The organism is Cryobacterium sp. Hb1 (assembly GCF_004403585.1).
Lineage (GTDB): Bacteria > Actinomycetota > Actinomycetes > Actinomycetales > Microbacteriaceae > Cryobacterium > Cryobacterium lyxosi.
The window spans coordinates 10,465-37,125 of sequence record NZ_SOHI01000027.1 but is presented as its reverse complement, the minus strand read 5'-3'; the positions used below and the strand labels follow the sequence as shown (position 1 = coordinate 37,125).

25 protein-coding genes and 2 tRNA genes are annotated in these 26,661 nt (G+C 64.2%); 11 read left to right on the top strand and 16 right to left on the bottom strand.

Features of this window, described 5'->3' with window-relative positions; translation table 11 throughout:
- The first annotated feature begins 49 nt into the window (after nucleotides 1-49).
- Nucleotides 50-817, top strand: a complete 768-nt coding sequence (locus tag E3T38_RS09585; protein ID WP_134548034.1) for a hypothetical protein — start codon at nucleotides 50-52, stop codon at nucleotides 815-817.
- 28 nt (nucleotides 818-845) lie between these two features.
- Here the strand turns inward: E3T38_RS09585 and clpX are convergent, their stop codons facing one another.
- From clpX to E3T38_RS09560, 5 genes are all read right to left on the bottom strand, one after another.
- Nucleotides 846-2,123, bottom strand: a complete 1,278-nt coding sequence (gene clpX, locus E3T38_RS09580; protein WP_104198095.1) for an ATP-dependent Clp protease ATP-binding subunit ClpX — start codon at nucleotides 2,121-2,123, stop codon at nucleotides 846-848.
- A 133-nt stretch (nucleotides 2,124-2,256) separates the two neighbouring features.
- Nucleotides 2,257-2,940 carry an ATP-dependent Clp protease proteolytic subunit gene (locus tag E3T38_RS09575; RefSeq protein ID WP_134548033.1) on the bottom strand — a complete coding sequence of 228 codons (684 nt, stop codon included), beginning with the start codon at nucleotides 2,938-2,940 and terminating at the stop codon, nucleotides 2,257-2,259.
- Nucleotides 2,941-2,967: 27 nt separating this feature from the next.
- Nucleotides 2,968-3,570 (bottom strand): ATP-dependent Clp protease proteolytic subunit, encoded by a 603-nt coding sequence (locus tag E3T38_RS09570; protein WP_104133107.1) that lies wholly within the window; start codon nucleotides 3,568-3,570, stop codon nucleotides 2,968-2,970.
- Nucleotides 3,571-3,750: 180 nt separating this feature from the next.
- On the bottom strand, nucleotides 3,751-5,163 hold the full coding sequence (gene tig, locus E3T38_RS09565; protein ID WP_166805490.1) for a trigger factor: 1,413 nt from the start codon (nucleotides 5,161-5,163) through the stop codon (nucleotides 3,751-3,753).
- Nucleotides 5,164-5,206: 43 nt separating this feature from the next.
- A tRNA-Pro gene (locus E3T38_RS09560) sits at nucleotides 5,207-5,280 on the bottom strand.
- A gap of 184 nt (nucleotides 5,281-5,464) precedes the next feature.
- On the opposite strand from E3T38_RS09560, the gene E3T38_RS09555 reads away from it, so the two are divergent.
- Nucleotides 5,465-5,538, top strand: a tRNA-Gly gene (locus tag E3T38_RS09555).
- Nucleotides 5,539-5,613: 75 nt separating this feature from the next.
- Here E3T38_RS09555 and E3T38_RS09550 read toward each other — a convergent pair.
- The 4 genes from E3T38_RS09550 to E3T38_RS09535 form a co-directional block, all read right to left on the bottom strand.
- A complete protein-coding gene (locus E3T38_RS09550) occupies nucleotides 5,614-7,206 on the bottom strand; it encodes a multicopper oxidase family protein (RefSeq protein ID WP_134548032.1) in 1,593 nt (530 codons plus the stop codon).
- A gap of 73 nt (nucleotides 7,207-7,279) precedes the next feature.
- Nucleotides 7,280-8,281: an Fpg/Nei family DNA glycosylase gene (locus tag E3T38_RS09545; RefSeq protein WP_134548031.1), complete on the bottom strand. Its 1,002-nt coding sequence runs from the start codon at nucleotides 8,279-8,281 to the stop codon at nucleotides 7,280-7,282.
- A 6-nt stretch (nucleotides 8,282-8,287) separates the two neighbouring features.
- Nucleotides 8,288-8,779, bottom strand: coding sequence for a ribose-5-phosphate isomerase (locus E3T38_RS09540; protein ID WP_134548030.1), 492 nt, complete (start codon nucleotides 8,777-8,779; stop codon nucleotides 8,288-8,290).
- A gap of 9 nt (nucleotides 8,780-8,788) precedes the next feature.
- Nucleotides 8,789-9,409, bottom strand: coding sequence for a DsbA family protein (locus tag E3T38_RS09535; RefSeq protein ID WP_134548029.1), 621 nt, complete (start codon nucleotides 9,407-9,409; stop codon nucleotides 8,789-8,791).
- Between the two features lie 159 nt (nucleotides 9,410-9,568).
- Between E3T38_RS09535 and E3T38_RS09530 the strand changes: the two genes are divergently transcribed.
- The 4 genes from E3T38_RS09530 (at nucleotide 9,569) to E3T38_RS09515 (ending at nucleotide 14,770) form a co-directional block, all read left to right on the top strand.
- Entirely contained in the window at nucleotides 9,569-11,143 is a 1,575-nt protein-coding gene (locus E3T38_RS09530) for an MFS transporter (RefSeq protein WP_134548028.1), read from the top strand.
- Nucleotides 11,144-11,268: 125 nt separating this feature from the next.
- Nucleotides 11,269-12,774 (top strand): SDR family oxidoreductase, encoded by a 1,506-nt coding sequence (locus tag E3T38_RS09525; protein ID WP_134548027.1) that lies wholly within the window; start codon nucleotides 11,269-11,271, stop codon nucleotides 12,772-12,774.
- A gap of 197 nt (nucleotides 12,775-12,971) precedes the next feature.
- Nucleotides 12,972-13,166 carry a hypothetical protein gene (locus E3T38_RS16745; RefSeq protein ID WP_166805489.1) on the top strand — a complete coding sequence of 65 codons (195 nt, stop codon included), beginning with the start codon at nucleotides 12,972-12,974 and terminating at the stop codon, nucleotides 13,164-13,166.
- A 35-nt stretch (nucleotides 13,167-13,201) separates the two neighbouring features.
- Nucleotides 13,202-14,770, top strand: coding sequence for an AAA family ATPase (locus tag E3T38_RS09515; RefSeq protein WP_134548025.1), 1,569 nt, complete (start codon nucleotides 13,202-13,204; stop codon nucleotides 14,768-14,770).
- Here E3T38_RS09515 and E3T38_RS09510 read toward each other — a convergent pair.
- Entirely contained in the window at nucleotides 14,753-15,763 is a 1,011-nt protein-coding gene (locus E3T38_RS09510) for a DUF2332 domain-containing protein (protein WP_134548024.1), read from the bottom strand. The genes E3T38_RS09515 and E3T38_RS09510 overlap by 18 nt on opposite strands.
- A 119-nt stretch (nucleotides 15,764-15,882) precedes the next feature.
- On the opposite strand from E3T38_RS09510, the gene pepN reads away from it, so the two are divergent.
- The 4 genes from pepN (at nucleotide 15,883) to E3T38_RS09490 (ending at nucleotide 20,499) form a co-directional block, all read left to right on the top strand.
- Entirely contained in the window at nucleotides 15,883-18,429 is a 2,547-nt protein-coding gene (pepN, locus tag E3T38_RS09505) for an aminopeptidase N (RefSeq protein ID WP_134548023.1), read from the top strand.
- 221 nt (nucleotides 18,430-18,650) lie between these two features.
- The gene (locus E3T38_RS09500) at nucleotides 18,651-19,775 is read left to right on the top strand and encodes a mechanosensitive ion channel family protein (RefSeq protein WP_134548022.1); all 1,125 of its coding nucleotides are present in this window, start codon (nucleotides 18,651-18,653) and stop codon (nucleotides 19,773-19,775) included.
- Nucleotides 19,776-19,864: 89 nt separating this feature from the next.
- Nucleotides 19,865-20,272, top strand: a complete 408-nt coding sequence (locus E3T38_RS09495) for a globin (RefSeq protein WP_304466254.1) — start codon at nucleotides 19,865-19,867, stop codon at nucleotides 20,270-20,272.
- A gap of 35 nt (nucleotides 20,273-20,307) precedes the next feature.
- Nucleotides 20,308-20,499: a hypothetical protein gene (locus E3T38_RS09490; protein WP_134548021.1), complete on the top strand. Its 192-nt coding sequence runs from the start codon at nucleotides 20,308-20,310 to the stop codon at nucleotides 20,497-20,499.
- On the opposite strand, the gene E3T38_RS09485 is transcribed toward E3T38_RS09490, so the two are convergent.
- Both E3T38_RS09485 and E3T38_RS09480 read right to left on the bottom strand, forming a co-directional pair.
- Entirely contained in the window at nucleotides 20,496-20,885 is a 390-nt protein-coding gene (locus tag E3T38_RS09485) for a type II toxin-antitoxin system VapC family toxin (RefSeq protein ID WP_134548020.1), read from the bottom strand. The two genes, E3T38_RS09490 and E3T38_RS09485, sit on opposite strands and share 4 nt — an antisense overlap.
- Nucleotides 20,882-21,112, bottom strand: a complete 231-nt coding sequence (locus E3T38_RS09480) for a hypothetical protein (protein ID WP_198417341.1) — start codon at nucleotides 21,110-21,112, stop codon at nucleotides 20,882-20,884. The genes E3T38_RS09485 and E3T38_RS09480 overlap by 4 nt, the downstream gene beginning before the upstream one ends.
- Before the next feature lie 320 nt (nucleotides 21,113-21,432).
- On the opposite strand from E3T38_RS09480, the gene E3T38_RS09475 reads away from it, so the two are divergent.
- Nucleotides 21,433-22,488 (top strand): LLM class flavin-dependent oxidoreductase, encoded by a 1,056-nt coding sequence (locus E3T38_RS09475; RefSeq protein WP_241984405.1) that lies wholly within the window; start codon nucleotides 21,433-21,435, stop codon nucleotides 22,486-22,488.
- 100 nt (nucleotides 22,489-22,588) lie between these two features.
- Here the strand turns inward: E3T38_RS09475 and E3T38_RS09470 are convergent, their stop codons facing one another.
- From E3T38_RS09470 to E3T38_RS09460, 4 genes are read right to left on the bottom strand one after another with little or no spacing between them, the layout of a single operon-like run.
- Nucleotides 22,589-25,387 (bottom strand): ABC transporter permease, encoded by a 2,799-nt coding sequence (locus E3T38_RS09470; protein WP_134548018.1) that lies wholly within the window; start codon nucleotides 25,385-25,387, stop codon nucleotides 22,589-22,591.
- A complete protein-coding gene (locus E3T38_RS17510) occupies nucleotides 25,384-25,815 on the bottom strand; it encodes an ABC transporter ATP-binding protein (protein ID WP_370449017.1) in 432 nt (143 codons plus the stop codon). The genes E3T38_RS09470 and E3T38_RS17510 overlap by 4 nt, the downstream gene beginning before the upstream one ends.
- Nucleotides 25,812-26,114: an ATP-binding cassette domain-containing protein gene (locus E3T38_RS17505; RefSeq protein WP_370449016.1), complete on the bottom strand. Its 303-nt coding sequence runs from the start codon at nucleotides 26,112-26,114 to the stop codon at nucleotides 25,812-25,814. The genes E3T38_RS17510 and E3T38_RS17505 overlap by 4 nt, the downstream gene beginning before the upstream one ends.
- Nucleotides 26,111-26,479: a hypothetical protein gene (locus tag E3T38_RS09460; RefSeq protein WP_241984404.1), complete on the bottom strand. Its 369-nt coding sequence runs from the start codon at nucleotides 26,477-26,479 to the stop codon at nucleotides 26,111-26,113. The genes E3T38_RS17505 and E3T38_RS09460 overlap by 4 nt, the downstream gene beginning before the upstream one ends.
- Between the last annotated feature and the right edge of the window lie 182 nt (nucleotides 26,480-26,661).

Here is a 26,661-nt window from a genome sequence, read left to right as displayed (position 1 = left end):
TCAGTATTTGGGATGTGTTAAGGGCGCCTGCACCGTAAGCTACGGGCCCATGGACATTCCGACAGTTCGTTCTCACGGCCCTGGGGAACGCTGGTTTCTCTGGGTCGTCGCCATCGTTTTCGCACTCATGCTGCTGGGTGGGGTTGTCTCACACTACCTACGCGAAAACATCGACATCACGACCCCGGGCTGGCGCATTCTCAGCGCCCTGGCGAGCCTGCTCTACGCCGACGGTGAAGGGAACCTCTGGGCGTGGGCGTCCGGGCTGCTCCTCTCCGGCATCGCGTTATGCTTGGTCGCCGTCGGGTTCGCCGTTCGCAATGAAGCAAAACGGGGTGCACCGTACTTCATACTCGCCGCCGTCGCCCTCGAGCTGTCGGCCGACGAAATCGCCCAACTGCACGAACAATTGGCTCGATTCGATCTCGGCACCGGATTCACGTTTGCCTGGCTCACAATCGGTGTGCCATTGGCCATTGTCGCCGGCCTGCTCATGCTCTGGGTCGCCCGTTCGATCGACCGACAGCTTCGCCGCCGACTCATCGTCGCGGGAGCCATCTACCTGTTCGGTGCCGTTGGCTTTGAAACCATGGGCGGCATCGTCGTGGGAGGCCGCCTCGATGACCTATCGCGCGGCAGCTTGCCGTATCACCTGCTCGTCGGCATCGAAGAAGGGCTTGAAGTGACCGGCGCCCTCCTCGCCCTGAGCGCCGCGCTGTCGGCGCTGACCATCCAACGCACGGTCGCCGGGATCCTCGTGCGGACACGTTTGACCCAAACGGGTGACACCGCCGCCAAGCGTTCGTCGGTGTCATGAGCGCAGGCCCCCGCACGATGAGCCCGACCTAGGCCGACTTCACCTGGTGGGTCTTGTGCAGCACCATCTCAGCGGGCGCGTTGTTCAACACCGTGTCGCGCGTGATGATGACGCGGTCCACGTCGGTGCTCGACGGCACCTCGAACATGACCGGGCCGAGTACCTCTTCGAGGATGGCTCGCAGGCCTCGGGCCCCGGTCTTTCGGAGCACGGCGAGGTCGGCAATGGCTTCGAGTGCCGGCTGTTCGAATTCGAGCTCGACCCCGTCGAGCTCGAACATGCGCTGGTACTGTCGCACGAGCGCGTTCTTGGGCACGGTCAGAATTTGCATGAGGGCCACTTGATCAAGCTGCGTGACCGTCGTGACGACGGGCAGACGCCCGATGAATTCGGGAATCAGTCCGAACTTGTGCAGGTCTTCGGGCAAAACCTCACTGAACAGGTTGATGTCGTCGCCCTTGACGTGCAGGGGAGCTCCGAAACCGATGCCCTTCTTGCCGGCGCGGGACGAGATGATGTCTTCAAGCCCGGCGAAAGCGCCGGCCACGATGAACAGCACGTTCGTGGTGTCGATCTGAATGAATTCCTGATGCGGATGCTTGCGCCCACCCTGCGGGGGAACCGAGGCGATCGTGCCCTCAAGAATTTTCAAGAGCGCCTGCTGCACGCCCTCGCCCGACACATCGCGGGTGATCGACGGGTTTTCGGCCTTGCGGGCGATCTTGTCGATCTCATCGATGTAGATAATGCCCGTCTCGGCGCGTTTGACGTCGTAGTCTGCCGCTTGGATGAGCTTGAGCAAAATATTCTCGACGTCTTCACCGACGTACCCGGCCTCGGTGAGGGCCGTCGCATCCGCTACCGCGAAGGGAACGTTGAGGCGCTTGGCAAGGGTTTGGGCGAGATAGGTCTTGCCGCAACCGGTCGGGCCGATGAGCAGAATGTTGGATTTGGCGATCTCGACGTCGTCGTGGATAGCCTCGGCGGCGGTGAGTGTAGCCCGTGACCGAACACGCTTGTAGTGGTTGTAAACGGCAACGGCGAGGGCACGCTTGGCAGGTTCCTGGCCAATGACGTATTCCTCAAGGAAGCCGAAGATTTCTTTGGGCTTGGGGAGGTCGAACTCGCCGGTCGTGTCTTCAGAGCCGGCTTCAGCCAGGCGCTCTTCGATGATCTCGTTGCACAACTCGACGCATTCATCGCAGATATACACGCCGGGGCCGGCGATGAGCTGTTGCACCTGCTTCTGGCTCTTTCCGCAGAAGGAACACTTGAGCAGGTCGGCACTTTCACCGATTCGGGCCATGTCAGCCTCCTCCATTGGTCTCGCTGCAATTTAGCCTAGTCCGTGCATCCGACAGTTAGGTGCAGCACGCAATAAACCGAAACGGCGCGCCGCCCGAAGGCGACGCGCCGGTCAGGCCGGTTCAGGCCACAGGCTATTTGACGAGCATTGGAAGGTTCTTCCGGCTGGTCAGAACCTGGTCGATGAGGCCGTATTCGAGGGCCTCTGCTGCGCTCATGATCTTGTCGCGGTCGATGTCCTTGTTGACCTGCGACACGCTCCGGTTGGAGTGGTGGGCGAGGGTCTCTTCGAGCCAGACGCGCATGCGCAAAATCTCAGCCGCCTGAATCTCGATATCCGAGGCCTGGCCGCCGCCCTGGCCGCCAACCGAGGGCTGGTGAATGAGGATGCGCGCGTTCGGCAGGGCGAGACGCTTGCCCGCGGTACCGCCGGCCAGAAGCACGGCCGCAGCGGATGCCGCCTGTCCGAGGCAGACCGTCATCACGTGCGGTCGAATGTACTGCATGGTGTCGTAAATCGCCGTCATGGCGGTGAACGATCCACCGGGCGAGTTGATGTACATGGTGATGTCGCGGTCCGGGTCCTGGCTCTCCAGCACGAGGAGCTGGGCCATCACGTCATCGGCCGAAGCGTCGTCAACCTGCACACCGAGAAAGATGATGCGGTCTTCGAACAGCTTCGCGTAGGGGTCCTGGCGCTTGTACCCGTAGGCGGTGCGCTCTTCGAAGGTGGGAAGGATATAGCGGGATTCGGGCGAGTTCTTGGTCGAGCCGCCCATCGAGCTGTAGGCCGTTCCACCGAATGTGGGGATAGTCATGATTTCTTCCTGTTCAGTTTCGGCGGACTACTTGGTGGCGTCGGCGTCGGGATCGGTGCCGCCGCCGCCGATGACATCCGAAGCGGATGCGCGGAGGTGGTCGACGAAACCGTACTCGAGGGCTTCCTGAGCGCTGAACCAGTTGTCGCGGTCACCGTCAGCGTTGATCTGCTCGGGGGTCTTGCCGGTCTGCGCGGCTGTGATCTCCGACAGTCGCTGCTTCATATCGAGGATGAGGCGTGCCTGTGTCTGGATATCGGCCGCCGTGCCACCGAATCCGCCGGACGGCTGGTGCAAAAGCACACGAGCGTTCGGAGTGATGTACCGCTTACCCTTCGTGCCCGAGGTGAGCAGGAACTGGCCCATCGAGGCCGCCATTCCGATGCCGACCGTGACGATGTCATTGGGTACGAACTGCATCGTGTCGTAGATCGCCATTCCGGCGGTGATCGAACCACCGGGAGAATTGATGTAGAGATAGATGTCGCGCTTTGAGTCCTCGGCTGCCAGAAGCAGAATCTTGGCGCAGATCTCGTTGGCGTTTTCATCACGGACCTCTGAGCCGAGCCAGATGATGCGGTCCTTCAGCAGTCGGTCAAATACACCGTTAGTGGGTGTCGGGTCGGCCATGTCGTGCTCCGTTTCAGTTGTCGCTTCTCAATGAATCTATCGGAGCGCGCGGCGGAAAACGGCTGTGTTCGCCCTCGGCAGATTACCGGGCGCACGCCCAGGCTCCCACAGCATGCAAAAGGCCGACTGGAGTGAATCCGGCCGGCCCATGCACGCGCTTAGGGAGTATTGCTACGCACGCTACTTCTTAGCAGCGGCTTTCTTCTTCTTCGGCTTCTCGTCGACCTCTGCGTCAGCCTCGGCAACGGGTGCAGCGTCAACGGCCGCGTCAGCAGCATCCTCTTCGCCAGCACCCTCATCACCAGCACCCTCATCGTCGACCGGGCCCGTGAACTCGCTCAGGTCGACTGGCTTGCCGTTGGAGTCAACGACCTCAGCCCGACCCAGGGCAATGGCGAGGGCCTTGTTACGGGCAACCTCGGCAACCATCGACGGAATCTGGCCGTTGGTGTTGAGCGTCTGCACGAACTCGCTGGGGTCCATGCCGTACTGGCTTGCACCCTGGATGAGGTACTGCGTGAGCTCGTCCTGGCTGACCTTGACCTGCTCAGTTTCGGCGATCGTGTCGAGCAGGATCTGCTGACGGAACGTCTTCTCGCTGGCTTCGGTGACCTCGGCGCGGTGCGTGTCGTCTTCGAGGCGGCTTTCGCCCTCGAGGTGACGGTTCACCTCGTCGAGGATGATCGCGGCGGGGATCGGAACCTCGACCGAGCCGAGGAGCGTCTCGATGAGACGCTCTCGGGCCTGGCTACCCTGTCCGAAGGCCTTGGACTTCTCGACCTGCACCTTGAGGCTCTCGGTGAGCTCAGCGATCGTGTCGTACTCGCTCGAGATCTGAGCGAAGTCGTCATCGGCGGCGGGAAGCTCACGCTCCTTCACGGCGATCACGGTGATGGTGATCTCAGCCGTCTCACCCTCGTGGTCCCCACCCATGAGGTTGGAGTTGAAAGTGGTGGTCTCGCCGGCGCTGAGCGAGTCGAGCGCTTCGTCGATACCGTCTATGAGGTCGCCGGAGCCGACCTCGTAGGAGATGCCACTGGCGGTGTCGACCTCTTCGCCGTCGATTGCGGCGTTCAGGTCGATCTGAGCGAAGTCACCGGTCTTGGCGGGACGATCGACGGTGATGAGCGTACCGAACCGGCTACGCAGCTTGTCGAGTTCTTCGGCAACTTCTTCGTCGGATACCGCGACGGCATCAACGGTGAGCTTGAGGCCGGCGTAGCTGGGCAGGTCGATCTCGGGGCGTACATCAACCTCGATAGCGAGGAGCAGGTCACCGGAGAAGTCGGTGTTGCTCGGCCATTCGACGATGTCGGCCTCTGGACGACCCAGGGGGCGCAGCTTGTTCTCTTCGACTGCCGCACGGTAGAAACCGTCGAGACCCTCGTTGACGGCGTGTTCCAGTACCGCGGCCTTGCCGACGCGCTGGTCGATGATGGCCGGCGGGATCTTTCCCTTACGAAAACCGGGGATGTTGATGTCCTCGGCGATGTGGCCGTAGGCGTGGGTGATGGCTGGCTTCAGCTCGTCGGGGCTCACCGTGATGGTGAGCTTGGCGCGCGTGGGGCTCAGTTTTTCGACCGTGGACTTCACTCGAGACTCTCCTGTGTATTGAAACGGTGTGCTGCGGATAATGTCGGGGCGACAGGAATTGAACCTGCGACTTCTCGCCCCCAAAACGAGCGCTCTACCAAGCTGAGCTACGCCCCGGATCTACTTCGACCCATCGATACTGCTTTGTTGGGGAACCAATCTGTTGGCGCAAGCGAAAGCTCACGACAGGCGGATTGACCTCGTCCAGTCTAATGCACGCCGTTCGAACGGATGCGCCCGCACTGGCAAACGTCCCCCGGTTTCCTGTACTAGGATACTCGAGTGCTCAAGTATTGAGCCTGGGGACGTAGCTCAATGGTAGAGCCTGAGTTTTCCAAACTTATGACGCGGGTTCGATTCCCGTCGTCCCCTCCACAGAGTGAATATGCACACACCGAAAGCCGTCAGCGCGTAGCTGGCGGCTTTCGCCGTTTAGGCGGCTGTCCGCCTCTAGTGGCCGTGGACCGGCGAGATCACGCGCGGTCCGCTGCCAACGGCCTGGTTTACCTTCGGCACGCTCGCGTCCTGAGCGGTCGGCGGTGTACCGGCCTGCTCACCGGGTTCCACCACGACGAACTGGCCCATCATTCCGGCATCTTCATGGGCAAGCATGTGGCAGTGGAACATATACGGAAAGTCCGGATCGGTGTATTCCGCGAACTGCATGATGAGTTCGTAGCGCACACCCGGCTCGAGGTAGATCGTGTCCTTCCAGCCGGAAAGTTCGGGTGGCGGCGATTTCGTCCCCACGCGCAGTACCTGAAACTGCACGGCGTGCACGTGAAAGTTGTGCGGCAACGGCATGGCATTATCAACGGTCCACACCTCGGTGGCACCGGCCTCGACGGTCTCGTCGATGCGTGTCATGTCCATGAGCCGGTTGTTGATCGTGTAGCCGTTGAGTGTGAACGAGCGGTCGACGGAGGCATCCGCTTTCTGGAGTGGCTCGATGTTCGCCAAGGTCGTCGATACGGCGCCGATGCTGCCGAGAGTGTCGGCCGCGCGCAACTCCAGCACGTCGAGTGTGTCATCACCGGCGTTGCGGGTCGCCGCTCGGGCCGAGGTGCCGAGGTTGGGCGGGGTGGACTGCAGCTGCACAGTCTCACCCGGGATCACTTTCACGAGGATCTCGGCGCGCTCCCCCGGTGACAAGCGGATGCCGTCCAGCGGTGCCGCCGCAGTGAGCAGTCCCCCATCGGTTCCGATCAGGTCGAAGGACCGGCCATCGCTGAACCCGAAGTCGTACACGCGCGCCGACGACCCGTTGACCAGGCGCAAGCGCACCACCTCGGACGTCACATCGAAGTACGGCGCGAGGGTGCCGTTGACCAACAGCTCATCGCCGATCGGACCGATGTAACCGCGCACGTTGCTGATGAATTGGCCCTTCGCGTCGAAGCGGCGATCCTGCACCACAACGGGTATGTCATCGACCCCGTAGCTGCGGGGCAGGTTGAGTGCGGCCTCCTCGTCGTCCTGGATCAGGAACAGGCCGGCCAGGCCCATTTCTACCTGGTGCTCGGTTGTGCCGGCGGGATGCGGGTGGTACCAGAGGGTTGCGGCGGGCTGGTCGATCGTGAAGTTCGGGCTCCACTGTGCGCCCGGCTCGACCATCTGGTGCGGGCCGCCGTCCATCTTTGCGGGCAGGTTCATGCCGTGCCAGTGCACGCTCGTAGCTTCCTGGAGGTTATTGGAGACATTGATGCGCACGTTTTCGCCGCGCCCGGCGACGAGGGTGGGGCCGAGGTAGCTGCCGTTGTAGCCCCAGGTGGCGGTGCTGACGCCCGGCACGAACTCGCTCGTTCCCTCTTGGGCGGCGAGGTCGAAGACTCGCTCACCCGCGGCATTCACGGTCGATTCGGCCAGCGGCGGGATCGCGAGCGGATTGACGAAGTCGATGCTGCCGACGGTGTCGATGACGCCGGCGCCGTTGTCGCTCGAGCAGGCGGTCAGTGCGACGGTAATGACGACCGCTCCGACGATGGCACCGCTGACGATGATTGCAACACGCCGGAGTGGCCGGGCAAATCGACGATGGATCATGACTTTATTTTCGCAGCATGCCCGACACCCGAGTACCACGCGTGCTGGCCCCCTCACCGTGCAGCAGGAGCGGTTACGCCTGACATCGCGGGCACCAGTACAGTTTGCGGGCCGCCATAGCTTCGAGCACGATGTGCGTACCGCAGACTCGGCAGGGTAGGCCTTCGCGTTTGTAGACCCAGTGCCGATGGGCCCGACTCCTCATGGCGCGCCGGTACCCGGCGCCCTCGAGCTTGTCCATGGTCATCATCTGGCCAGTGGCAACACCTATATGCAAGAGGTGGGCCCAGTCCTGCCACAGCGCGCGCACGGTTTCGTCACTGAGTGACTTGGCGGGAGTGTGCGGGTTGAGACCGGCACGAAAGAGTATTTCGGCACGATAGACGTTGCCGATTCCGCTGACCACGCTCTGGTCCATCAACAGCCGGCCGATCGGCGTGGGTTTTTTTCGCACGACAGAAACGAAGCGTTCCTCGGCCGCGGGGGTGTTCTCCAGTTCCGGATCGGGTCCGAGCCTGGCGATCACAGCGTCGACCTGAGCCGGGTCGAGCACCTCACACGCCGTCGGTCCACGCAGGTCGGCGCACACCGTGTCGGTGAGCAGCCGCACCCGTACCTGGCCGACCGGTTCGGGGGGAAAGATATCGACGGGCTCGATCTCTTTTTCCTGCTCGGACATGCGCACCCGCGTGCGCCGCGGCGCCCCGATACTGAAGATCGAATTTTCACCATCGGCGTCAAAGGTCGCGGCCTCGGCCCCCGCCGCGACCTTGGTGCCGTGCTGATTGGTCTGGCCCATCCGGCCGTTGGCCGACGCCATCGTGGCATCCATGAGAACCTCGCCGCTGAAATCCCAGGCGCCGTACAATCCCAAGTGGATGCGTAACCACAATCCGTGATCAAACTCCAGAAACATCTGTTTGCCCACGGCGCGAGCATCTGTCACCGAATGTCCGCTGAGCTGGGTGGCGCCAGTCGCGAACCGGCCCTGCGGCGAGCTGACCGTCACGCGGTGGCCGATGAAATTGCGCTGAAACTGGCGGGTGATGCGATGAACGGAGTGACCCTCTGGCACCTCAGTTCACCTGCCGTCGACGTTTTTCCCGGCGATGGTTCCGGTTCGCTCATACTCGCCGAGCTGACGGATGCGCCGCGTGTGCCGCTCCTCGTCGCTGAACGGCTCGGCAACAAAGGCATCGATAAAGCTCGCGGCCTCCGCGATCGTGTGTTCCCTGGCCCCGATTGAAATGACGTTGGCGTCGTTGTGCTCACGAGCGAGCCGGGCCGTGCTGAGATTCCAGACGAGGGCTGCTCGGGCTCCGGATACCTTGTTGGCGGCGATCTGTTCGCCATTGCCGGAACCGCCGAATACGACGCCGAGCGCTTCGATGCCGGACTCGCGGTCGTCGACGGTTGCCTGCGCGGCGTTGATGCAGAACGCCGGGTAGTCGTCGAGGGCGTCATAGGCCTGGGGCCCGTGGTCGATGACCTCGTGACCGGCCGCACTCAGATGCGTGATCAGGTGGTGGCTGAGGTCGAGACCGGCATGGTCCGTGGCGATGTGGATGCGCATGTGATCAGTCTATTTAGTGCTGGCCACTGGGGTGAAAATTGGTTCGCGGGTACGGCTGCGCTTGAGCTCGAAGAACCCGTCGTAACTCGCGAGCGCCACGACGCCGTCCCACAGGGCCAGTGCGGCGTCCCCCATGGGTGCCGGTGAGATGACTGGGCCGAAGAACGCCACACCGTTGACCGCAATAACCGGGGTTCCGACGTCCTGGCCGACCCGATTGATGCCGTCGAAGTGGCTCGCGCGCATTTGGGGGTCATACTCCTCACTGTCGGCGAAGGCCGCGAAGCTGGCGGGCAGGCCCACCTCGGCGAGCGCTGCGGGAATGACCTCGTCGGGATTGTTGCTACCGCCCGGGTGAATCTGGGTGCCGAGCGCGTCGTACAGCGCCTTGACCATCGGCTGCCCGTGCAGTTCGGCAGCGGCGGCGACGAGTCGGGTGTACTTGAGCGCCCGCGGAAAGAATGCCGCATAGTCCGCGCTCACGTCCTGGTCTTCGTTGAGTACGGCGAGGCTCATCACATGCCAGGTCACGTCGAGATTGCGCAGGCGCGCAACCTCGTCCACCCAGCGCGAAGTCATCCAGGCCCAGGGGCACGAGGGGTCAAACCAGAAATCTACGGAATCAGTCATATCTCCAGCCTAGGCAGAACTCGCTGGGTCCTCCCCGAAACCGGGCCTTGCTATTTAGGCAATGCCCCCCTTCGGGGGTATTCTTATGCAACTGAAAAAATCTGCACCACGCAGCACAGCCTCGACTTCGCAGCTTAATATCTCCACGGGAGAAATCTCATGCCCACTGACCGAAGTACATCCAGCCCGCATTTCGACGCCACGAACGCCTCGACCGGGAGGAAAAAGCCCGCGAAAACTCTGCGCCGCCGACGGATCGCCGTGTCCGACGTGAATGTCGTCGACAAACCGATCATGAAGCGTGCCCTCGGTGGCACCATCGTGGGAAACACCATGGAGTGGTACGACGTCGGTATCTTCGGTTACCTCATCACCACGATGGGTCCGGTCTTTTTGCCGGAGGCGGACGCATCCGTTCAAACCCTGTTCCTGCTCGGAACCTTCGCCGCGACCTTTTTCGCCCGCCCGCTCGGCGGCGTGTTCTTCGGCTGGCTGGGTGACCGCATCGGCCGGCAGAAGGTGCTCGCCACCACGCTGATGCTGATGGCCGCCTCGACCTTTGCCGTCGGCATCCTTCCCGGTTACGCCCAGATCGGCGTCTGGGCAGCGGTTCTGCTGGTATTCGTCAAGCTCGTACAGGGGTTCTCAACCGGAGGCGAGTATGCGGGGGCGACAACGTTCGTCAGTGAGCACGCGCCCGACACACAACGCGGTTACTTCGCGAGTTTTCTCGATATGGGCAGTTACCTCGGTTTCGCCGTCGGTGCCTCGCTCGTCTCGGTGTTACAGCTCACGCTCGGGCAGTCGGTCATGGAGGAGTGGGGCTGGCGGGTTCCGTTTCTCGTCGCCGGGCCGCTCGGTCTGGTCGCAATCTACTTCCGATTGAAGATCGACGAGTCGCCCGCCTTCCAGGCCACTCTCGACGCCCAGGAGGAAGCGCAGAAGAATCCCATCGGCGCCACGGCGGACACCCCGAAGAGCCCGATCGCCATTTTCAAGGCGTACTGGCGCAATATCATCATCGCGATGATCCTCGTCGCCGCCGCGAACACGGTCGGCTACGCCCTCACCTCGTATATGCCCACCTATCTAACCGAGAACAAGGGCTACGACGAACTGCACGGCACGGCGCTGACGATTCCTATTCTCGTCGTCATGGCCCTGTGCATCCCGCTGGCCGGTCGCCTGTCCGACCGCATCGGGCGCCGACCGGTGCTGTGGATCGGAGCAATCAGCACGGTCGTACTGGCCTACCCGGCGTTTTTGCTGATCGGTATCGGCGACGTCTGGTCGACCTTGCTCGGCCTGGCGTTCATCGCTTTCCCGGTCACGTTCTATGTCTCCAACCTCGCCTCCGCCCTGCCCGCATTGTTTCCCACGGCTAGCAGGTACGGTGCCATGGGTATCTCGTACAACTTCGCCGTGGCCATATTCGGCGGGACCACACCGTTCATCATTGCGGCGCTCATTGTGGGCACCGGCAATGATCTGATGCCGGCGTTCTACCTGATGGGCACGTCGTTCATCGGTGCGATCGCCATCTTCTTCCTGCGGGAATCGGCCAATCGCCATCTTCCCGGCTCCATGCCGAGCGTGAACAGCGAAGAAGAAGCGCATGAACTCGTCAAAACGCAAGATGACAATCCCCTGCTCGATACCGACCAGATGCCGTTTGACCACACCTTCGAGCCGCCGACCAGCGCCATTCCGGCTCAGGAATCGACGAAGGTGTAGTGCTTCCCGGTATCTGTTCGCCGGGCCCAGACGATGATCAGGTGGAGGTGGAATGGGCTTTCCGGATGGGCGCGGTCGTTTTCGCTGACACAGATGCTCCCAGTCGGTCCACGTAGAATCCTCTAATGACTTCTGCGCCCACTACCGCCGCCGAGTCGGCAGCACCGGCCGCCGAGTTCGCCGGAATCGATCCACAGGATCTCGCCGTCACCCTCCGCGTGCTCGCCTCCCTGGCCGACATCGACCCGGACAGCCCCGACTTCGTCACCGTGCGCCAGGCCACTGCCAAGATGTTCAAGTCGGTCAAGATGGTGCGTCGCATCGAGAAACGCGCGGTCATCGCCGACGCCGATCGCAGCGTCATCGCGGCCACCGCCACCGGCGCGCCCACCCGCATCGACGACGAGACCCGAGGCGCCCAGCTTTCCCTCGGTACCAACGCGGCGACCGCCGGTGAGCTGCTTGTTCCGCGCGCCTGCTATATCTGCAAGCAGAAGTACACCGTGGTCGACGCGTTCTACCACCAGCTCTGCCCGAGCTGCGCCCTCTCCAGCCACGCCAAGCGTGACGCCCGCACCGACCTCACCGGCAAACGCGCACTGCTCACCGGCGGCCGTGCCAAGATCGGCATGTACATCGCACTCCGCCTGCTGCGCGACGGTGCCCACACCACCGTCACGACCCGGTTTCCGCGCGACGCCGTTCGCCGCTTCGCCGCCATGCCCGACTCCAAGGACTGGCTGCATCGCCTGCGCATCGTCGGAATCGATCTGCGCGACCCGGCCCAGGTGATCGCCCTGGCTGATTCCGTCGCTGCCCAGGGTCCGCTCGATATTCTCATCAACAATGCAGCGCAGACCGTGCGACGCTCGCGCGGCTCGTACTCCCCCCTGGTCGAGGCCGAGGATGCTCCGCTGCCCGACGGTCCCCTGCCCGAGATTGTGTCGTTTGGACACACCAATGATGCGCATCCGCTCGCCCTGGCTGCGTCGGTCTCCGGGCATCCGCTGCTCGCGGCCGCGTCCGGTGCCGGCGCGCTCACAGCGGATGACCTTACCCGGCTGGCTCTCGCCGCCGGGTCTTCGTCACTGGAGCGTCTTGCCGCCGGCACCGCCATTGACGCCGGCGGGCTTGTTCCCGACCTGCACGACGTGAACAGTTGGACGGCCAACGTCGAAGACGTCGATCCGCTCGAGATGCTCGAAGTTCAGCTGTGCAACACGACCGCACCATTTTTGCTGGTGAGCCGTCTGCGCGGCTCGCTCACGGCATCCGCTGCGCGTCGTACCTACATCGTGAACGTGTCGGCGATGGAGGGCGTCTTCGGTCGCGGTTATAAGGGCCCTGGCCACCCGCACACCAATATGGCCAAGGCAGCGCTGAACATGCTCACGCGTACGAGCGCCAAGGAGATGCTCGATGATGGCATTCTCATGACGAGCGTCGACACCGGTTGGATCACCGACGAACGGCCACACCCGACCAAGGTGCGCCTGGCCGAGGAGGGCTTTCACGCGCCGCTCGACCTGGTTGACGGCGCCGCCCGGGTCTACGACCCGATCGTGCGCGGCGAGGCCGGCGAAGACCTCTACGGCGTCTTCCTCAAGGACTACCAGCCCGGCGCCTGGTAGCACAGGACCGTCGACTACTGGAGTGTGCCTCAGGCTGCCACATAGTTGCACCAATCCTTCCCTGACCGGATCGAGCCCGTGTCGAGTACTCAAAAATATCGAGTAAACCACAGGTCATGCGGCAAAAATTGCTCCTGTTGGGCTGATCGCATGCTACGCCGCAGTCTGATCACGCCGACCGGTTTTCTCGCTTTCGTATGCAGATCTGCACCGACACCTCGTCGTACTGCACCGTGATCTTCTCGCTCGGGCAGTCGGCGTATCAGGTCGACTCACGTACCGACGCTGACGCTGACGCTGCCGCTGCCGCTGCCGCTGACGCTGACGCTGTCGCTGTCGCTGTCGCTGTCGCTGTCGCTGTCGCCGAGGCAATCATCGCCCAGGCCCGCTAGGTTCGACAGGGCTGCCACGAGAACAGGAGAACGACATGACCGAGGACACTTTCGACCAAGACGTTGTGCGCGCCTTCAAACACTTCATGGAACGGGTCGTATCTGCGGCGGATGACCGGGCCGGGTCGTGCCTGACACCACTCGGCGACCGCGTCAGCGCCTTTCTCGGCGCCAACGCGTCGACGCTGCCGGTCGTGTCGGAGACCCTGGCCGATCATCGCCTCGTCGACGCGGACATCGCCCTGAGCACGTTGGCCGGCGCGCATCCGGCCGCGCTTCTGGGCGTATCGGGCGGGCAGCAGCGGTTTCACTCGACGCTGTCGGAGCTCGTGGCCAGCCCGTTCCGGGGTTTCGGGCCCGGACCGGTGGACTACTCGGCCCGGGCGACCGGACCGACGTCGACTCGCCAGGTCGTTTCGTTCGGTCTCCGGCTCATCCGCTTCGACGGGCAGCCGATTGCCGTGCTGCAACGCGCAGCGAACCCGCAATTCGGGCGCAACACGGCCGAGCTCGAAATCATGGCCGAGTCGCCGCGTACGGTCACCGGTTTTCTCGAGCACCTGCGCGCACTCATGATCGAGCACAGCGTGCTGCGCGGACAGGTGCTGTCATTCGTGCAAACCGAATACGGAGCCGGAGCCGGAATCACCTTTCTGGAACGACCCGTCGTACCGACGGCCGCCATCGTGCTGCCGGAGGGCATCCTCGGCACCATCACCGACCACGTCATCGGAATCGGCGAGCAGCGCCGGGTCTTGCTCGCCGCCGGGCAACATTTGAAGCGCGGCGTGCTGCTCTACGGTGCTCCCGGCACCGGTAAAACCCTCACCGTGCGCCACCTGCTCAGCGAAACACCGGGCATCACCGCCGTGCTGCTCACCGGGAGCAGCATCGTGCACATCGCTGCGGCTGCCGAGATCGCGCGCACCTTTGCGCCGTCCATCGTCGTTATGGAAGATATCGACCTGGTCGCGATGCAACGCAATGCCACTCCGCAGCCGCTGTTGTTCGAGGTGCTCGACGCTCTCGACGGACTCGACGGCGACATGGATGTGGCCTTCGTCATGACCACCAACCGGGTCGAGGTGCTCGAGCGCGCGCTGGCCGAACGGCCAGGGCGGGTCGACCTCGCCGTCGAAGTACCCTTGCCCGCCCTGGCCGAACGTGAGCGCCTGTTCCGACGCTATGCGGGCGGGCTGCCGTTCAGCCCGGCTGCCCTCGACGCCGCTGCCCACCGTGCAGAAGGCGTGACGGGCTCCTTCGCGAAGGAGCTGATTCGCCGGGCCGTGCTTCACGCTGCCCTCCGCGCCGACACCGTCGATGACAACGACCTGCAGGTCGCCCTCGACGATCTGTTGTCGGCGGGCGAATCCCTCACCCGACGGCTCCTCGGTACCCGCAGTAGCGAAACCCCACGTTGGCAGCCCGATGAGGAACCAAACGATGGGCCGAACGGCGGCAGTTTCGTTTCGATGCACGACGCGGCGGTGATGACGCACCCGTCCGCCTCCTTCGGCTCCTTCGGCTGGGCGACCGATAGCGCTGCGCCGTTGCCAGCGGAGCCGTCGGCCGAGCCCCCCTCCGAGTCACCCGAGCCAGTGTAATGACCGACCATGCGGCTGGGCCAAGGCGATCGGCTCGCCGTCCAGGGCCAGAATAAAAGCGGATGCCGGAATTGGATGTGACGGTGCCGGCGCCTCCCCAAGCCGATCCAACACCCTGGGCACCACACTCTGCCCCTCGTTCGATAGCCAGCTCACCGGCAGTCGGGTCATCTGCGCGGCGAACCGATTGCGGTCCTGCTCGTTCAGGTAGGCGAGCACGGCGGTGTGGAACACGACAACGGTTGCCCCGGCCGGTGCCCGGGCAACGAGCGCCTCGATCTCGTCGCCCAGGTCCCCCGGCACGATCTCGACCGTCTCCTGACGGGCCACGGCAACCGCGGCGCGCAGCCGGGAGCGACGGTCGTCGTGCTCCGGCCAAATCAGCGCCTCTAGCCAGGCCACGTCCCCGTCGCTGTGCACGTCGAGGGGATGAAGGTCGATTCCGGCCCGCCACACGATCTCGGGCATCCGCTCGGGCAATGGCACCGGGCCGGTGACGTCGCAGTCGAGCACCACCGGGCTGGGGCCGTCGGTCGGGTGCAGCATCCACTCGCCGCCATCAGCAGACCGATACCGGTAGCTATACCGATCGGGATGTAGGCAGAGACCGGCGGATGCCCCCACTTCGATTATCGCGAGCGGCCCGGCGAGCGCCGCCAGGGCCGGTAACAACACAGCGCACCGACCGGGCTCATTTGTCTGGGTCGCATGGGTCAGGCAGGTAGCGGCGACGAGCGCCCAGTGCTCGCGCAGCCAGGCCGCGAAAGCCGGGTACTCCCCCGCAACAGCCCCGTGCAACCGGGCCGCGCTGAACACCAGGTTTGGTTGCCGCTTGACTGGCGGCAGCAGATCGATCAGCGTCACGATCTCAGGATCAGCCGCAACCCCAGCGGCCCAGCGTTCGTAGCAGGCGCTCATTCCGCGGGCTTCAACCTCGGCGAAGGCCCGGTAACGTTCAGCGGTCGCGACGCCGGGATCGGTGCTCGCTCTCATGCCCACATCCTAATCATGGCTAGGCTTGCGGGGTGCGTTGGCGCCACGAGCGCCGAAGCTGCACCGTTCCAAATGGAATCCGTCGCGAATCGAATCGTGAATCGAATTGGAGAACTAAGTTGCCTGGAGAGAACCTCACCCGCCTTGAAGCGTCCGAGCGCGCCGCGCTCGTCACGGTAGCGAGCTACAACGTCGTACTCGACCTCACTACCGGCCCTACCACATTCGGCAGCACCACCACGGTGCGCTTCAACGCCACCCCCGGCGGCTCGACCTTCATCGACGCAATCACAGCACAGGTGCATTCGGTGACCCTCAACGGTGCCGTGCTCGACCCGGCCGTCGTGAGCGACGGCATCCGCATTCAGCTCGACGGCCTGCAGACCGAGAACGAGCTCGTCGTCGTCGCCGACGCGCTCTATACCAACACCGGTGAGGGCCTCCACCGCTTCGTCGACCCGGTCGACAACGAGGTTTACCTGTACAGCCAGTTCGAGGTACCCGACTCCCGCCGCGTGTTCGCGGTGTTCGAGCAGCCTGACTTGAAGGCAAAATTCTCCTTCACCGTCACGGCGCCGAGCGAGTGGCAGGTCGTCTCCAACTCCACCACGCCCGAACCCATCGATGCCGGCAACGGCGCCAGCACCTGGGCGTTTGCGCCCACCCACACCATCTCAAGCTACATCACCGCGCTCATCGCCGGCCCGTACGCCGTCGTGCGCGGCGAACTCGTCTCGAGCGACGGACGCACCATCCCACTCGGCGTGTTCAGTCGCAAAAGCCTCTCGGAATACCTCGACGCCGACTACATCCTCGAGAAGACCCGCCAGGGCTTCGCCTACTACGAGGAGAAGTTCGGCTACGCATACCCCTTCGACAAGTACGACCAGCTGTTCGTTCCGGAGTTCAATGCCGGCGCCATGGAGAACGCGGGCGCCGTCACCTTCACCGAGACCTATATCTTTCGCTCCAAGGTGACCGACGCCGTCAAGGAACGCCGGGTTGTGACGATTCTGCACGAGCTCGCCCACATGTGGTTCGGCGATCTCGTCACGATGACCTGGTGGAACGACCTCTGGCTCAACGAGAGCTTCGCCGAGTGGGCCTCGACCATCGCCACCGCCGAAGCCACCGAGTGGCACGAAGCCTGGACCACCTTCGCCGTGATGGAGAAGAGCTGGGCCTACAAGCAAGATCAACTTCCCTCGACCCACCCGGTCGTCGCCACCATCCGCGACCTCGACGATGTGCTCGTCAACTTCGACGGCATCACCTACGCCAAGGGCGGCTCCGTGCTCAAGCAGCTCGCCGCCTGGGTGGGTATCGAGGCGTTCTTCACCGGAGTCGGCTCCTACTTTCAGAAGCACCAGTGGGGCAACACCGAGCTGCGCGACCTGCTCGTCGAACTCGAAGCGGCGAGCGGCCGGGACCTTCGCGACTGGGCGAAGCTGTGGCTCGAGACCGCCGGCGTCAACACCCTGCGCCCCGAGATCACCGTCGACGAGGCGGGAGTCATCACCGGCTTCGCGGTGCTGCAGAGCGCCGCGGCCGATTACCCCACCATTCGCCCGCACCGCCTGGCCATCGGCTTCTACACCTTCAACGACGCCCACAAGCTCGTGCGCACGCACCGGGTCGAACTCGACGTCGACGGCTCGCGAACGGACGTCCCCGCCCTCGTCGGTCGCCAGCGTTCCGACCTGATCCTGCTCAACGACGACGACCTCAGCTACGCCAAGGTTCGCCTGGACCCCGCCTCAGAGGCGGTGGCTCTGGAACATCTCTCTGCCATTGAGAGCCCGCTCGCCCGCGCTCTGGTCTGGGGTTCGGTCTGGGACGCCACCCGCGACGCTGAGACCACAGCGCGCGACTTCGTGCGCCTGGTGCTGAACAACGTGGCCACCGAAACCGAGTCGACCACGCTGCGCACCGTACTCGGCCAGGTCGTACTCACAGCGAACTACTACGTCGGCCAGCCACACCGCGCTGCCGTCACGACCGAGGTCGCCGCGGCACTGTGGATGCTGGCCCAGAATGCTGTGGCCGGCAGCGACGCCCAGTTCCAGTTCGTGAAGTTCTTCGCCGCCGTTGCGACCAACCCCGCCGAGCTCGATAACGTGGTGGCCCTGCGGTCGGGTAGCACCGTGCTGGAGGGCCTCACGGTCGATACCGACCTGGCCTGGGAGTTGCTCACCGCCCTTGTGGCCGGTGGACGCGCCGACGCCACCGAGATCGACGCGGCGCTCACGGCCGACAACACGGCCACCGGCGCCCAGTCGGCCGCCCTGGCCCGGGCCGCTCTTCCCACGACCGAGGGCAAGCTCGCCGCTTGGTCGTCACTCATCGACGTTGACACGGCACCGACGACCATTGTGCGCACGACGGCCGCCGGGTTCCTGCGGGTCAACGACGCGGCCCTGCTCGAGCCGTTTGTCGCGACCTACTTCGAGATGCTGCAGCGCGTGTGGGAGGCGCGTAGCTTCTCGATCGGCGAGAAGCTCGTCATCGGTCTCTACCCGGCACCGCTGAACAACCAGGCCCTCGCCGACGCGACCCGGGCCTGGCTCGATGCGAACCCGGGGCCGGCAGCACTTCGCCGCCTCGTGGTCGAGAACCTGGCCGGAGTCGAGCGATCGCTGAAGGTACAGGCGCGCGACGCCGAGTAGCCGTCGGCAGGTAGCACCATGAAGCCCGCAGCCAGCCGACCACTGGCCGCGGGCTTCACGCATCCTGTGAGGTTCACAGCAAACTCCACGATTACCGAGAGGATGCCACTGCCTGCGGTGCCGAGACCGGTCTGCTGCGGCTGCGTGTCGCGGGCGTCGATACCGTGACCGGGGTCACTTCCCGGGTTCCACAAACGGCCTCTCGGTAGACTGGTTTGGATATGAACTGGGAAACTTTCTGGGCCGATCTCGGTACCTACTTTGCTAAAATTCAGTGGACCGACTTTCTGGAAAAGGCCTTCGCCGTCGCGATGATCATCCTCATCGCTTTCGCCCTGCGCTGGGTTCTGCAATTCGTCATTCGGCGCGTGGTGCAGCAGATCGTCTCCGGCGTCAAGAAGAATCAGAAGGTCGACGACACCCAGGCACTCAATGTGTCACCGCTCGCGGCGGTGCGCGTTGTACAGCGCTCACGCACCCTCGGGGCCGTGCTCGCGAACATCGTGAACGTGTTCATCCTGATCACCGCCCTGTTGCTCATCGTCACGACCCTGAACAAGGACATTCTCGGTTCCTTCGCTCTGCTCACCGCCGCGCTCGGCGCCGGCCTTGGTTTCGGCGCACAAAACATCGTCAAGGATATTCTCAACGGCCTGTTCATGGTCGTGGAAGACCAGATCGGCGTGGGCGACATCGTCGACGTGGGATTCGCCTCCGGTGTCGTCGAAACGGTCGGAATTCGCATCACTCAGGTACGCGACATCGATGGCACGCTCTGGTTCGTGCGCAACGGCGAGATTCTGCGGGTCGGCAACATGTCGCAGGGCTGGGCGCGCGTCATCATCGACCTCGCCATCCCCTACAGTTCCGACGTGGAGGCCGTGCAAGACGAGCTGCTGCGCGTGGCCACTGCCCTCGCTTCAAGTCGCAAGTGGCGCGCGTTCATTCTCGAAAAGCCCGAGATCTGGGGCCTCGAGTCGATCAGCGCTGAAGCCCTCGTGACCCGGCTCGTGGTCAAGACCCGGGTCTCGGCCAAGTGGGACTTCGCCCGTGACCTGCGCCTGCACATGAAGAAGGCACTCGACGGTATGGGAGTGCCACTCACGCCGCTCAACAGCGTGGTCATGACCACCGGCGACGGTACCCTTGAGGGATCGACCAGTGAACCGGCCGAAGGCGCGCTCGACGCGGCCGAACAGGCCGCTGCGGCCGTACCCGACGTCGTCGATGGCGTGCGCACCGGCCCGGTCGCAGTACGCAAGCCACGCGGGCCGCGCAAGCCCAAAAATGTTCCGGCTCCGATGAAGACGCCCGACCCTGAAGTTCGTGGGGATGGCATTGACTGACAGTGAACTAACCCAAGAGAAGAAAGCCGCACCACGTGACCACTGAACGACACCCCACCGATCAGCCTGCAGCCCTTGCCAACGTGTACCTGCGCGAAGGTGAGAACGGTCCCGCCGCAGTGCCCACATTCTTCGACGAGGTCGGCGGAACCCCGTTCTTTGAAAAGCTCGTGCACGACTTCTACGTCGGGGTGGCCACCGACCCGGTGCTGAAGCCCATGTATCCCGAAGAAGATCTCGGACCGGCCGAACACCGCCTGGTTATGTTCCTCGAGCAGTTCTGGGGCGGTCCAGGCACCTACAGTGAGCAGCGCGGCCACCCGCGTCTGCGTCAGCGTCACATTCCATTCAAGGTCAACCCGGATGCCCGCGACCGCTGGCTGGGCCATATGAAAGTCGCCGTGGACGCCGCCAATCTGCCGCCGTTGCAGCGGGGAATTCTCTGGGATTATATGGAACGTGCCGCCTTCGCGATGGTGAACAGCTTCGAAGACTAGGGCGCGGCGGTACCGACAGACATCCGCGTGAGCAGATGATGGCTGCCGCAAAAGACAGGCTGCGCACCAACGGTGTCGTAAAGGTTCAGCTCACCGTGCGCTCGGGCAACGACTTCGTTCTGGGATTCTACGAGCACCTCCGCTATGAGGATGCCACGGTGCGGGTACGCTCCAAATGGCTGACTCAGCCCGGGTCAGAGAACAGCTCGGCAGCTGATGCCCGCTAGTGCACTTCAATCCGCACACTGTGCCCGCTACTTCGGGCCAATCGTGCGTCGCGGGTGAGCAGCGGGCAACGCAGCGCTTCGGCCAAAGCAATGTAGGCAGCGTCGTAGGCCGAAACAGTGTCGCGCAACTGGAACGCGCGCCGGCGCAGCGGTTCAGCCGCGGGCCACCGTCGGATCGGCAAATCTTCGAAGTCGACTAACAAGTCCTGCGCCCGAGCCGCGCTCAGGTGCCCGCCCAGCGTGAGGCCGCGTAAGGCGGAGACGATTTCATAATCGAGCAGGCTCGGCGCATGCAGCTCTTCAGCTGCCAGGCGGGAACGTAGACCATCGGTACCAGCGACCGCGGTCAACGCATCAATCACAGCGGCGGCGTCGACAACGATCACGCGCCGGACCGGTCCTGCACCTCGCCAGTGCGCTCCGTTCGTGCGACCGCGAGCGCCTCAAGCGCGGACGCCTGCGCGTGTTCCGTTCGACGGGCTGCGCGTTCGAGTACCTCACTGACCGTCGGACGAGCGACCTCTCGGGAAACGAGATCGAGCAGATACGTGTTGAGGGACTCGCCTTGAGCTGCGGCCCTGGCCTTCAGCGCCCGGCGTGCTTCATCGGGCACGTTCCGAATTTGTAAAAGTGAACCCATGCCCGCATAATACTACTCTTTCAATACATTTTGTATATACTTTGGGTGTACCCGTCCGGTCTCGCGAAAGAGCCAGTTAACATCGCTACTGCGTGTCATCGTCACGGACACGAGAACGAGAGCCCGCACACGCTCCGGGCGACGCGCGCATCCTTTCCACAGGGCTGCGCGAATTGGCAACAGAGGCGCGAAACTAGCTACGGCGACTCGCGCACGACGCGTAAGGTCGTCGGAGGATTTCTGCACCAGAAGGCGCGCCTGTTCCCGGACGCCGCCTCACTATCCCGTACACAATGGAGAACACCATGGAGATCGGCGCCTACAGCTTCGGCGACACTCAGCTCAACCCCGACGGCAGCTCACGCTCCACCGCGGAAGCGATCAGGAACCTGTTCGACGCCATCGTGCTGGCCGATAAGGCCGGGCTCGACTACTTCGGTGTCGGTGAGCACCACACCGTGTCGATGCCAGCCTCCTCGCCCGGTGCGATCATCGCAGCGGCCGCCGCCGCGACGAGTCAGATCAAACTGGGCAGCGCGGCGAGCATCATCGGAACGGATGATCCGGTGCGGGTCTTCCAGCAGTTCGCCATCGCTGATGCGATCTCGGGCGGTGGCCGAATCGAGATCACCGCCGGCCGCGGCTCCTCGGTCGAGACTTTTCCGCTGTTCGGCTACGGCTTGAACGACTATGACGAGCTCTACGCCCAGAAGCTCGACCTGCTGCTCACGCTCAACACCAGCGCCACCGAAAACGTGACCTGGTCGGGCACCGCACGTCCGTCGATCCCCCAGCTCGACGTCGTGCCGCGCCCGGTGCAGGGCTCACTCCCCATCTGGATCGCGACCGGCGGCAGCGCGCCGTCGTCGGCTCGTGCTGGGCGCCTCGGTCTCCCCCTCGCCTATGCCATCATCGGCGGAGAGCCGCACCGGTTCGCGCCCCTCGCCAACCTCTACCGGCAGTCAGCTGCGCAGGCCGGCCACACCGGCGACAACATCAAGGTCTCGGTGGCGACCTTCGGCCTGGTGGCCCCGACCAAGAAGGAAGCCGTCGAGCGGATGTATCCGGGGTGGGTGAACTTGAACGTGGAGATGGGTCGGTTGCGGGGCTGGCCGGTGCCGCAGCGCAGTTCCTATCTGGCTCAGGTCGATGCACCCAGCGCCTACTTCGTGGGCGACCCCGACGACGTCGCGGAACGCATTGTCGCGCTGCACAGGCACCTCGGCCACATGCGTCATTTTCTGCAGGGCGACCACGGTGGGCTCCCCCAGGAACACCTGCTCGAGTCCATCACCCTGCTCGCCACCGAGGTCAAGCCCCGCGTTGCGCGCCTGCTCGCCGCCAAGTAAGCGCGCTGGGCGACGCAGGTGGGTAGGCCTGCCAGGCCGCAATCGTCGCCATGCAACGCATCAACGTGAGCGGTGTCGGCCAGCAGCATCCTGACCAGGATCAGTTCAGCGTGCGCTGCAGACGCTCTTCGAATTCGGCCGGGCGGGTGAGGATCCAGCTGCCGACCGCGATGATCACGGGTAGCCCCAGAACGAGCAGGGCTACCTGGGGCCACGGCGGTGCGAAAGGCAACAGACCGACCAATGCGAGCATAGTAGGCCCGAGCAGGCCGAGGATTCCGCCCAGCACCGCGCCGGTGCCGGTCAACAGCACGGCCTGCCAGAAGGCAACGTTGCGGCGCAGCGCCGGATGCGCGCCGACCGCACTCAGCGTCACGTCGTCGCGGCGCCCGTCAGCCCGCGCGAGCCCCAACGCGACCGCGGCCGCGCCGAAGGCGACGAGTGCCGCGACCGCGACCAGGGCCCAGCCGGAGGTGTCAATCGTGCTGCCCGGCCCTGCCTCGTATCGGGCCAGGAGGTCTGTGCCGCCCGTGAGAGAGCGGAGGGATCCCCACATTTTGTCGTAGTCGGCGTCATCTAACGGTGCGGCCAAGGAGGCGAGCACTCGAAAGGTGACTGGCTCCAGGCCGTGCGATATGGCCGTCGATTCCAGCATGAAGACACCGAAATGAATCGGATGCGCCGGCTGCTGCACCACAGCATCGATCGTCGTGGTCGACAGGGGCGCCACCTTTTGGTTCTGACCGTCGCCAACCAGAGTGGATGCCGGCATCCACTCGATCTGGATGGTCCCGTCATCCTGCACGTACTGGGGGTAGAGGGCGACCGCTCCCCCAGCTCGCAGCGCACGCTGGGCGTCTGCGGAGACTTCCTCGTCGAGAATCAGGGCGAGGTCGTCGACTGTTCCTGTCCAGATCTGGGGCGCAGTTCCCTTCGAGAACAACCAGAACGGCGCGTCGCAGGCACCGGCCGGGTTCGGACCGCTCACGAGATCGCACCGAACCTCGGGACGCAGTGCGACCAGGGGTTGGGGCGAGCTGTCCGTCGTTCCGGGTGACGCCGGATGCACCCCCGACAGGACGCTTACTTTCTTCGCGCCGAACTGATCACGGAGCATCGTCGAGACTTCGGGTGCAATCGGGTACATGACCTGAGTGCTCTCGTCCGTCCAACCGTTCAGGTCCACCATAATCTGGCCTTCGGCGTTCCACCGTTCGTAGGATGCCCGGCTGGCTTGGTCGGATCCGCCGAAGAACGCCAGCAGAATGGTGCCGAGAAACACCGTGGTCATGATCGCCGCGAGCACGGGAAGCGAGCGGGACCGGTTGCGAACGACATCGCGCGCGGCCAGCCGCGCGCCAGTGCCGAGCCGGGAAACGAGGGCAGCCAGAGCAGAAAGCACGACCGGTGCAACGAGCAGAGCTCCGACCTGCGCTAGCACCGGTCCGGCGAGCACGAGCATGATGGACAGCTGGTAGAGCGAGCTGTTATCGATCATGCCCGGCGCCGAGAAACTCGCGGTCCCCGCAAGCGCGCCGCCCGCCGTCATGGCGACCCCGGCCACGATGATCGAGATTCCGATCCAGCGACGGCCAGCGCGACGCACGGCCTGGGGGCGCCGTGCACCGCGCAGCGCCGCCAGCACGTCGAGGCGCGACGCCGTCCATGCCGGGACAAGGGCGGCGATCCAGCCGATCAGCATGGCGAACAGGACGATGCCGACAAGAATGGGTATCGACAGGTGGTAGCCCCAGTACTGCACGGCGCTGCCGTCCCGGCTGAGAGCCATGAACATAGATCCTGCGGTGACGCCGAGCGCGACGCCGACCAGACCACCGGCGAATCCCAGCACCAGACCGCTCGCGGTCACGATCTGAAAGAGGGTGCGCCGATACCCACCGACGCTCGCGACGGTCGCCAGCGTGCGCTGCTGTTGCCTTGCACCGACGGTGAACGCTGCGCCGGCCAGTAGGGCGACCTCCAGAACGGCGAAGGCGACGCCCGCTGCCGTCAGCGTCACGACCGTCGTCGCCACGCCCTGCAATTCAGCGGATGCCTGCAGCTGGTAGCTGCCTGCGGGCGGCGGATTCAGCAGCACCGACTTCGAAAGAACGACGGCCCCCGACTGGTTCAGCTGCTCCACGGCCGGCCAGTCCAGGCCATGGCCGAACAGGTAGAAATCGTCCTGACCAACTCGTTGCTCGGTGTCGCTCGTGAACGCGCCGAGGCGTCCGAAGATGGCCAGTTTCGAGTCGGGGTATTCCGCGGCGTCCAGCACGCCGACCACGGTGACCGACCGCTCAGGGTCAAGCACAGTGACCTCGCTACCGACCCGCACGCCCAGTCGATCGAGCGCAGCTTTGGTGACCAGTATTTCGTCATTGGCCTCGGGAGCGCGCCCGTCGCGCAGAACATATTTGGGCTGGAAACCGGCATTCCAGGTCTCGCCCTCGACCGCGGGCATCCCGGTGATGCCGGTGGCGGTCGCGATGGTCACGTCGGCCGAACGCAGGGCGATGAGAGTCGAATCGGCTGGAACAAGGGTGACCGGATCGACCAGTTGGGCATCCACTCGCGTGTTGACGGGAACACCAGCGGAATCTAGCTCGACCTGATGCCAGTCGGGCCGCGTTGGGCTCTGAATCATCGACGGATCGGGGCTGCTGATCATGTTGATGCGGGCGTCGGCCTGCCCCAGTTCGACGGCGACCGTTTCATCAACGGTGGGCACCATACTCAGCCCAACCAGGGCAACGCCGCTGAGCCCGGCCACCGGGATGGCGACCATGGCGATGATCAGGGCGCTGCGTCCCTTGGCGGCCCAGGCGTCACGCCGGGCAAACCTCAGCGCGGCGCGGAACGGGGCGATGCGGCTGCGACGACGGCTGCGACCGGTCATTCCCGACCAGCTTCAAGGAGTTCTTCAGGTGATCCGGTCGACGTTTGACCGATGATGCGACCGTCTTCGAGATACACGATGCGGTCAGCCCAGGCTGCGTGCCGGGCATCGTGGGTGACCAGAATCGCGCTGGCACCGGCGTCGACACGGTGCCGCAGCATCCGCAGCACGACTTCACCGGTATGGCTGTCCAAGGCACCGGTGGGCTCATCGGCGAGGATCAATTTGCGTGTGCCGACAATGGCGCGGGCGATCGCGACGCGCTGTTGCTGACCACCCGACAAGTCGTCAGGGTAGTTGCTTGCCCGGTCCATTAGGCCGACCGACGCGAGAGCGTCGAGGCCCGCGCGTCGCGAGTCGCGGCTGCGCCAACTATCCAATTCCAGGGGCAGCGTGACATTTTCGAGGACGGTCAGTGCGGGAATCAAATTGAAATCCTGAAATCCTGAAACACGAAGCCGAGGGTGCGACGGCGCAGAACCGCTAGTTGTTTGGCAGTCATGGAACTGATCCATTGGCCATCGATGACGACCTCGCCCGAGGTCCGCGTGGTCAGGCCGCCCGCGATGGTGAGCAGGGTCGACTTGCCTGAGCCCGATGCGCCCATCACCGCGACCATCTCGCCGGCCACAATAGTCAAATCGATGCCGGTCAGAGCAGTACGGGCGGTTTCGCCCTGTCCGTATTGGCGCGACACACCATCGAGGCGCAGCAATTGCGTGCTCATCGCACAACTGCCGGGTCAGTGACGGGCCGGTCAGAACTGGACGTTTCCGGTCGAGCTGGCCGTCCGCGTCGGCGCGGCTCAACGAGCGGTTCGCTCGCAGCCAGTCCCCGGGCTTTCGCCCGGGCCAGCCGGGAGTTGGAGTGGTCCAGCCAGCGGATTTCGGCCTCCGCCTGAAAGATCAACGAGTCGATCACGAGCAGCCAGGCGAGTTCGTCGGTGGATTCGGGGTCGTCCCCACTGTTTTTGGCCCGCGTGAGCTGCTGCAGGGTCGTCATCGTGGACATCCGCTGCACGCGCACGATTTCAGCAATATCGACACCGGGCAGGGTGACGGCGAGAGCCAGCTTGATTGCCAGTTCGCACACTCGACATGTAGGCAGCGATCTGCAAGCCGGGCCGTCGCGGCCGTCGCTCGGCCGCCGTCGTCGCCTGACCGCCCTGCCGGGCAGGAACTCACACCCGGGCCTCTGGTGACCGATCCTCTGCAGCAGAGCACTGCGCGCCGCGGCGGCCTACCTCGTGGTTGAATAACGCGACGCCTACTCCA

Bases quoted from the DNA above. Each gene is read 5' to 3' on its own strand.
- E3T38_RS09585 (WP_134548034.1), top strand. From the start codon at position 50: ATGGACATTCCGACAGTTCGTTCTCACGGCCCTGGGGAACGCTGGTTT.
- clpX (WP_104198095.1), bottom strand. From the start codon at position 2,123: ATGGCCCGAATCGGTGAAAGTGCCGACCTGCTCAAGTGTTCCTTCTGC.
- E3T38_RS09575 (WP_134548033.1), bottom strand. From the start codon at position 2,940: ATGACTATCCCCACATTCGGTGGAACGGCCTACAGCTCGATGGGCGGC.
- E3T38_RS09570 (WP_104133107.1), bottom strand. From the start codon at position 3,570: ATGGCCGACCCGACACCCACTAACGGTGTATTTGACCGACTGCTGAAG.
- E3T38_RS09550 (WP_134548032.1), bottom strand. From the start codon at position 7,206: ATGATCCATCGTCGATTTGCCCGGCCACTCCGGCGTGTTGCAATCATC.
- E3T38_RS09540 (WP_134548030.1), bottom strand. From the start codon at position 8,779: ATGCGCATCCACATCGCCACGGACCATGCCGGTCTCGACCTCAGCCAC.
- E3T38_RS09535 (WP_134548029.1), bottom strand. From the start codon at position 9,409: ATGACTGATTCCGTAGATTTCTGGTTTGACCCCTCGTGCCCCTGGGCC.
- E3T38_RS09530 (WP_134548028.1), top strand. From the start codon at position 9,569: ATGCCCACTGACCGAAGTACATCCAGCCCGCATTTCGACGCCACGAAC.
- E3T38_RS09525 (WP_134548027.1), top strand. From the start codon at position 11,269: ATGACTTCTGCGCCCACTACCGCCGCCGAGTCGGCAGCACCGGCCGCC.
- E3T38_RS16745 (WP_166805489.1), top strand. From the start codon at position 12,972: ATGCAGATCTGCACCGACACCTCGTCGTACTGCACCGTGATCTTCTCG.
- E3T38_RS09515 (WP_134548025.1), top strand. From the start codon at position 13,202: ATGACCGAGGACACTTTCGACCAAGACGTTGTGCGCGCCTTCAAACAC.
- E3T38_RS09510 (WP_134548024.1), bottom strand. From the start codon at position 15,763: ATGAGAGCGAGCACCGATCCCGGCGTCGCGACCGCTGAACGTTACCGG.
- E3T38_RS09500 (WP_134548022.1), top strand. From the start codon at position 18,651: ATGAACTGGGAAACTTTCTGGGCCGATCTCGGTACCTACTTTGCTAAA.
- E3T38_RS09490 (WP_134548021.1), top strand. From the start codon at position 20,308: ATGATGGCTGCCGCAAAAGACAGGCTGCGCACCAACGGTGTCGTAAAG.
- E3T38_RS09475 (WP_241984405.1), top strand. From the start codon at position 21,433: ATGGAGAACACCATGGAGATCGGCGCCTACAGCTTCGGCGACACTCAG.
- E3T38_RS09470 (WP_134548018.1), bottom strand. From the start codon at position 25,387: ATGACCGGTCGCAGCCGTCGTCGCAGCCGCATCGCCCCGTTCCGCGCC.
- E3T38_RS17505 (WP_370449016.1), bottom strand. From the start codon at position 26,114: ATGAGCACGCAATTGCTGCGCCTCGATGGTGTGTCGCGCCAATACGGA.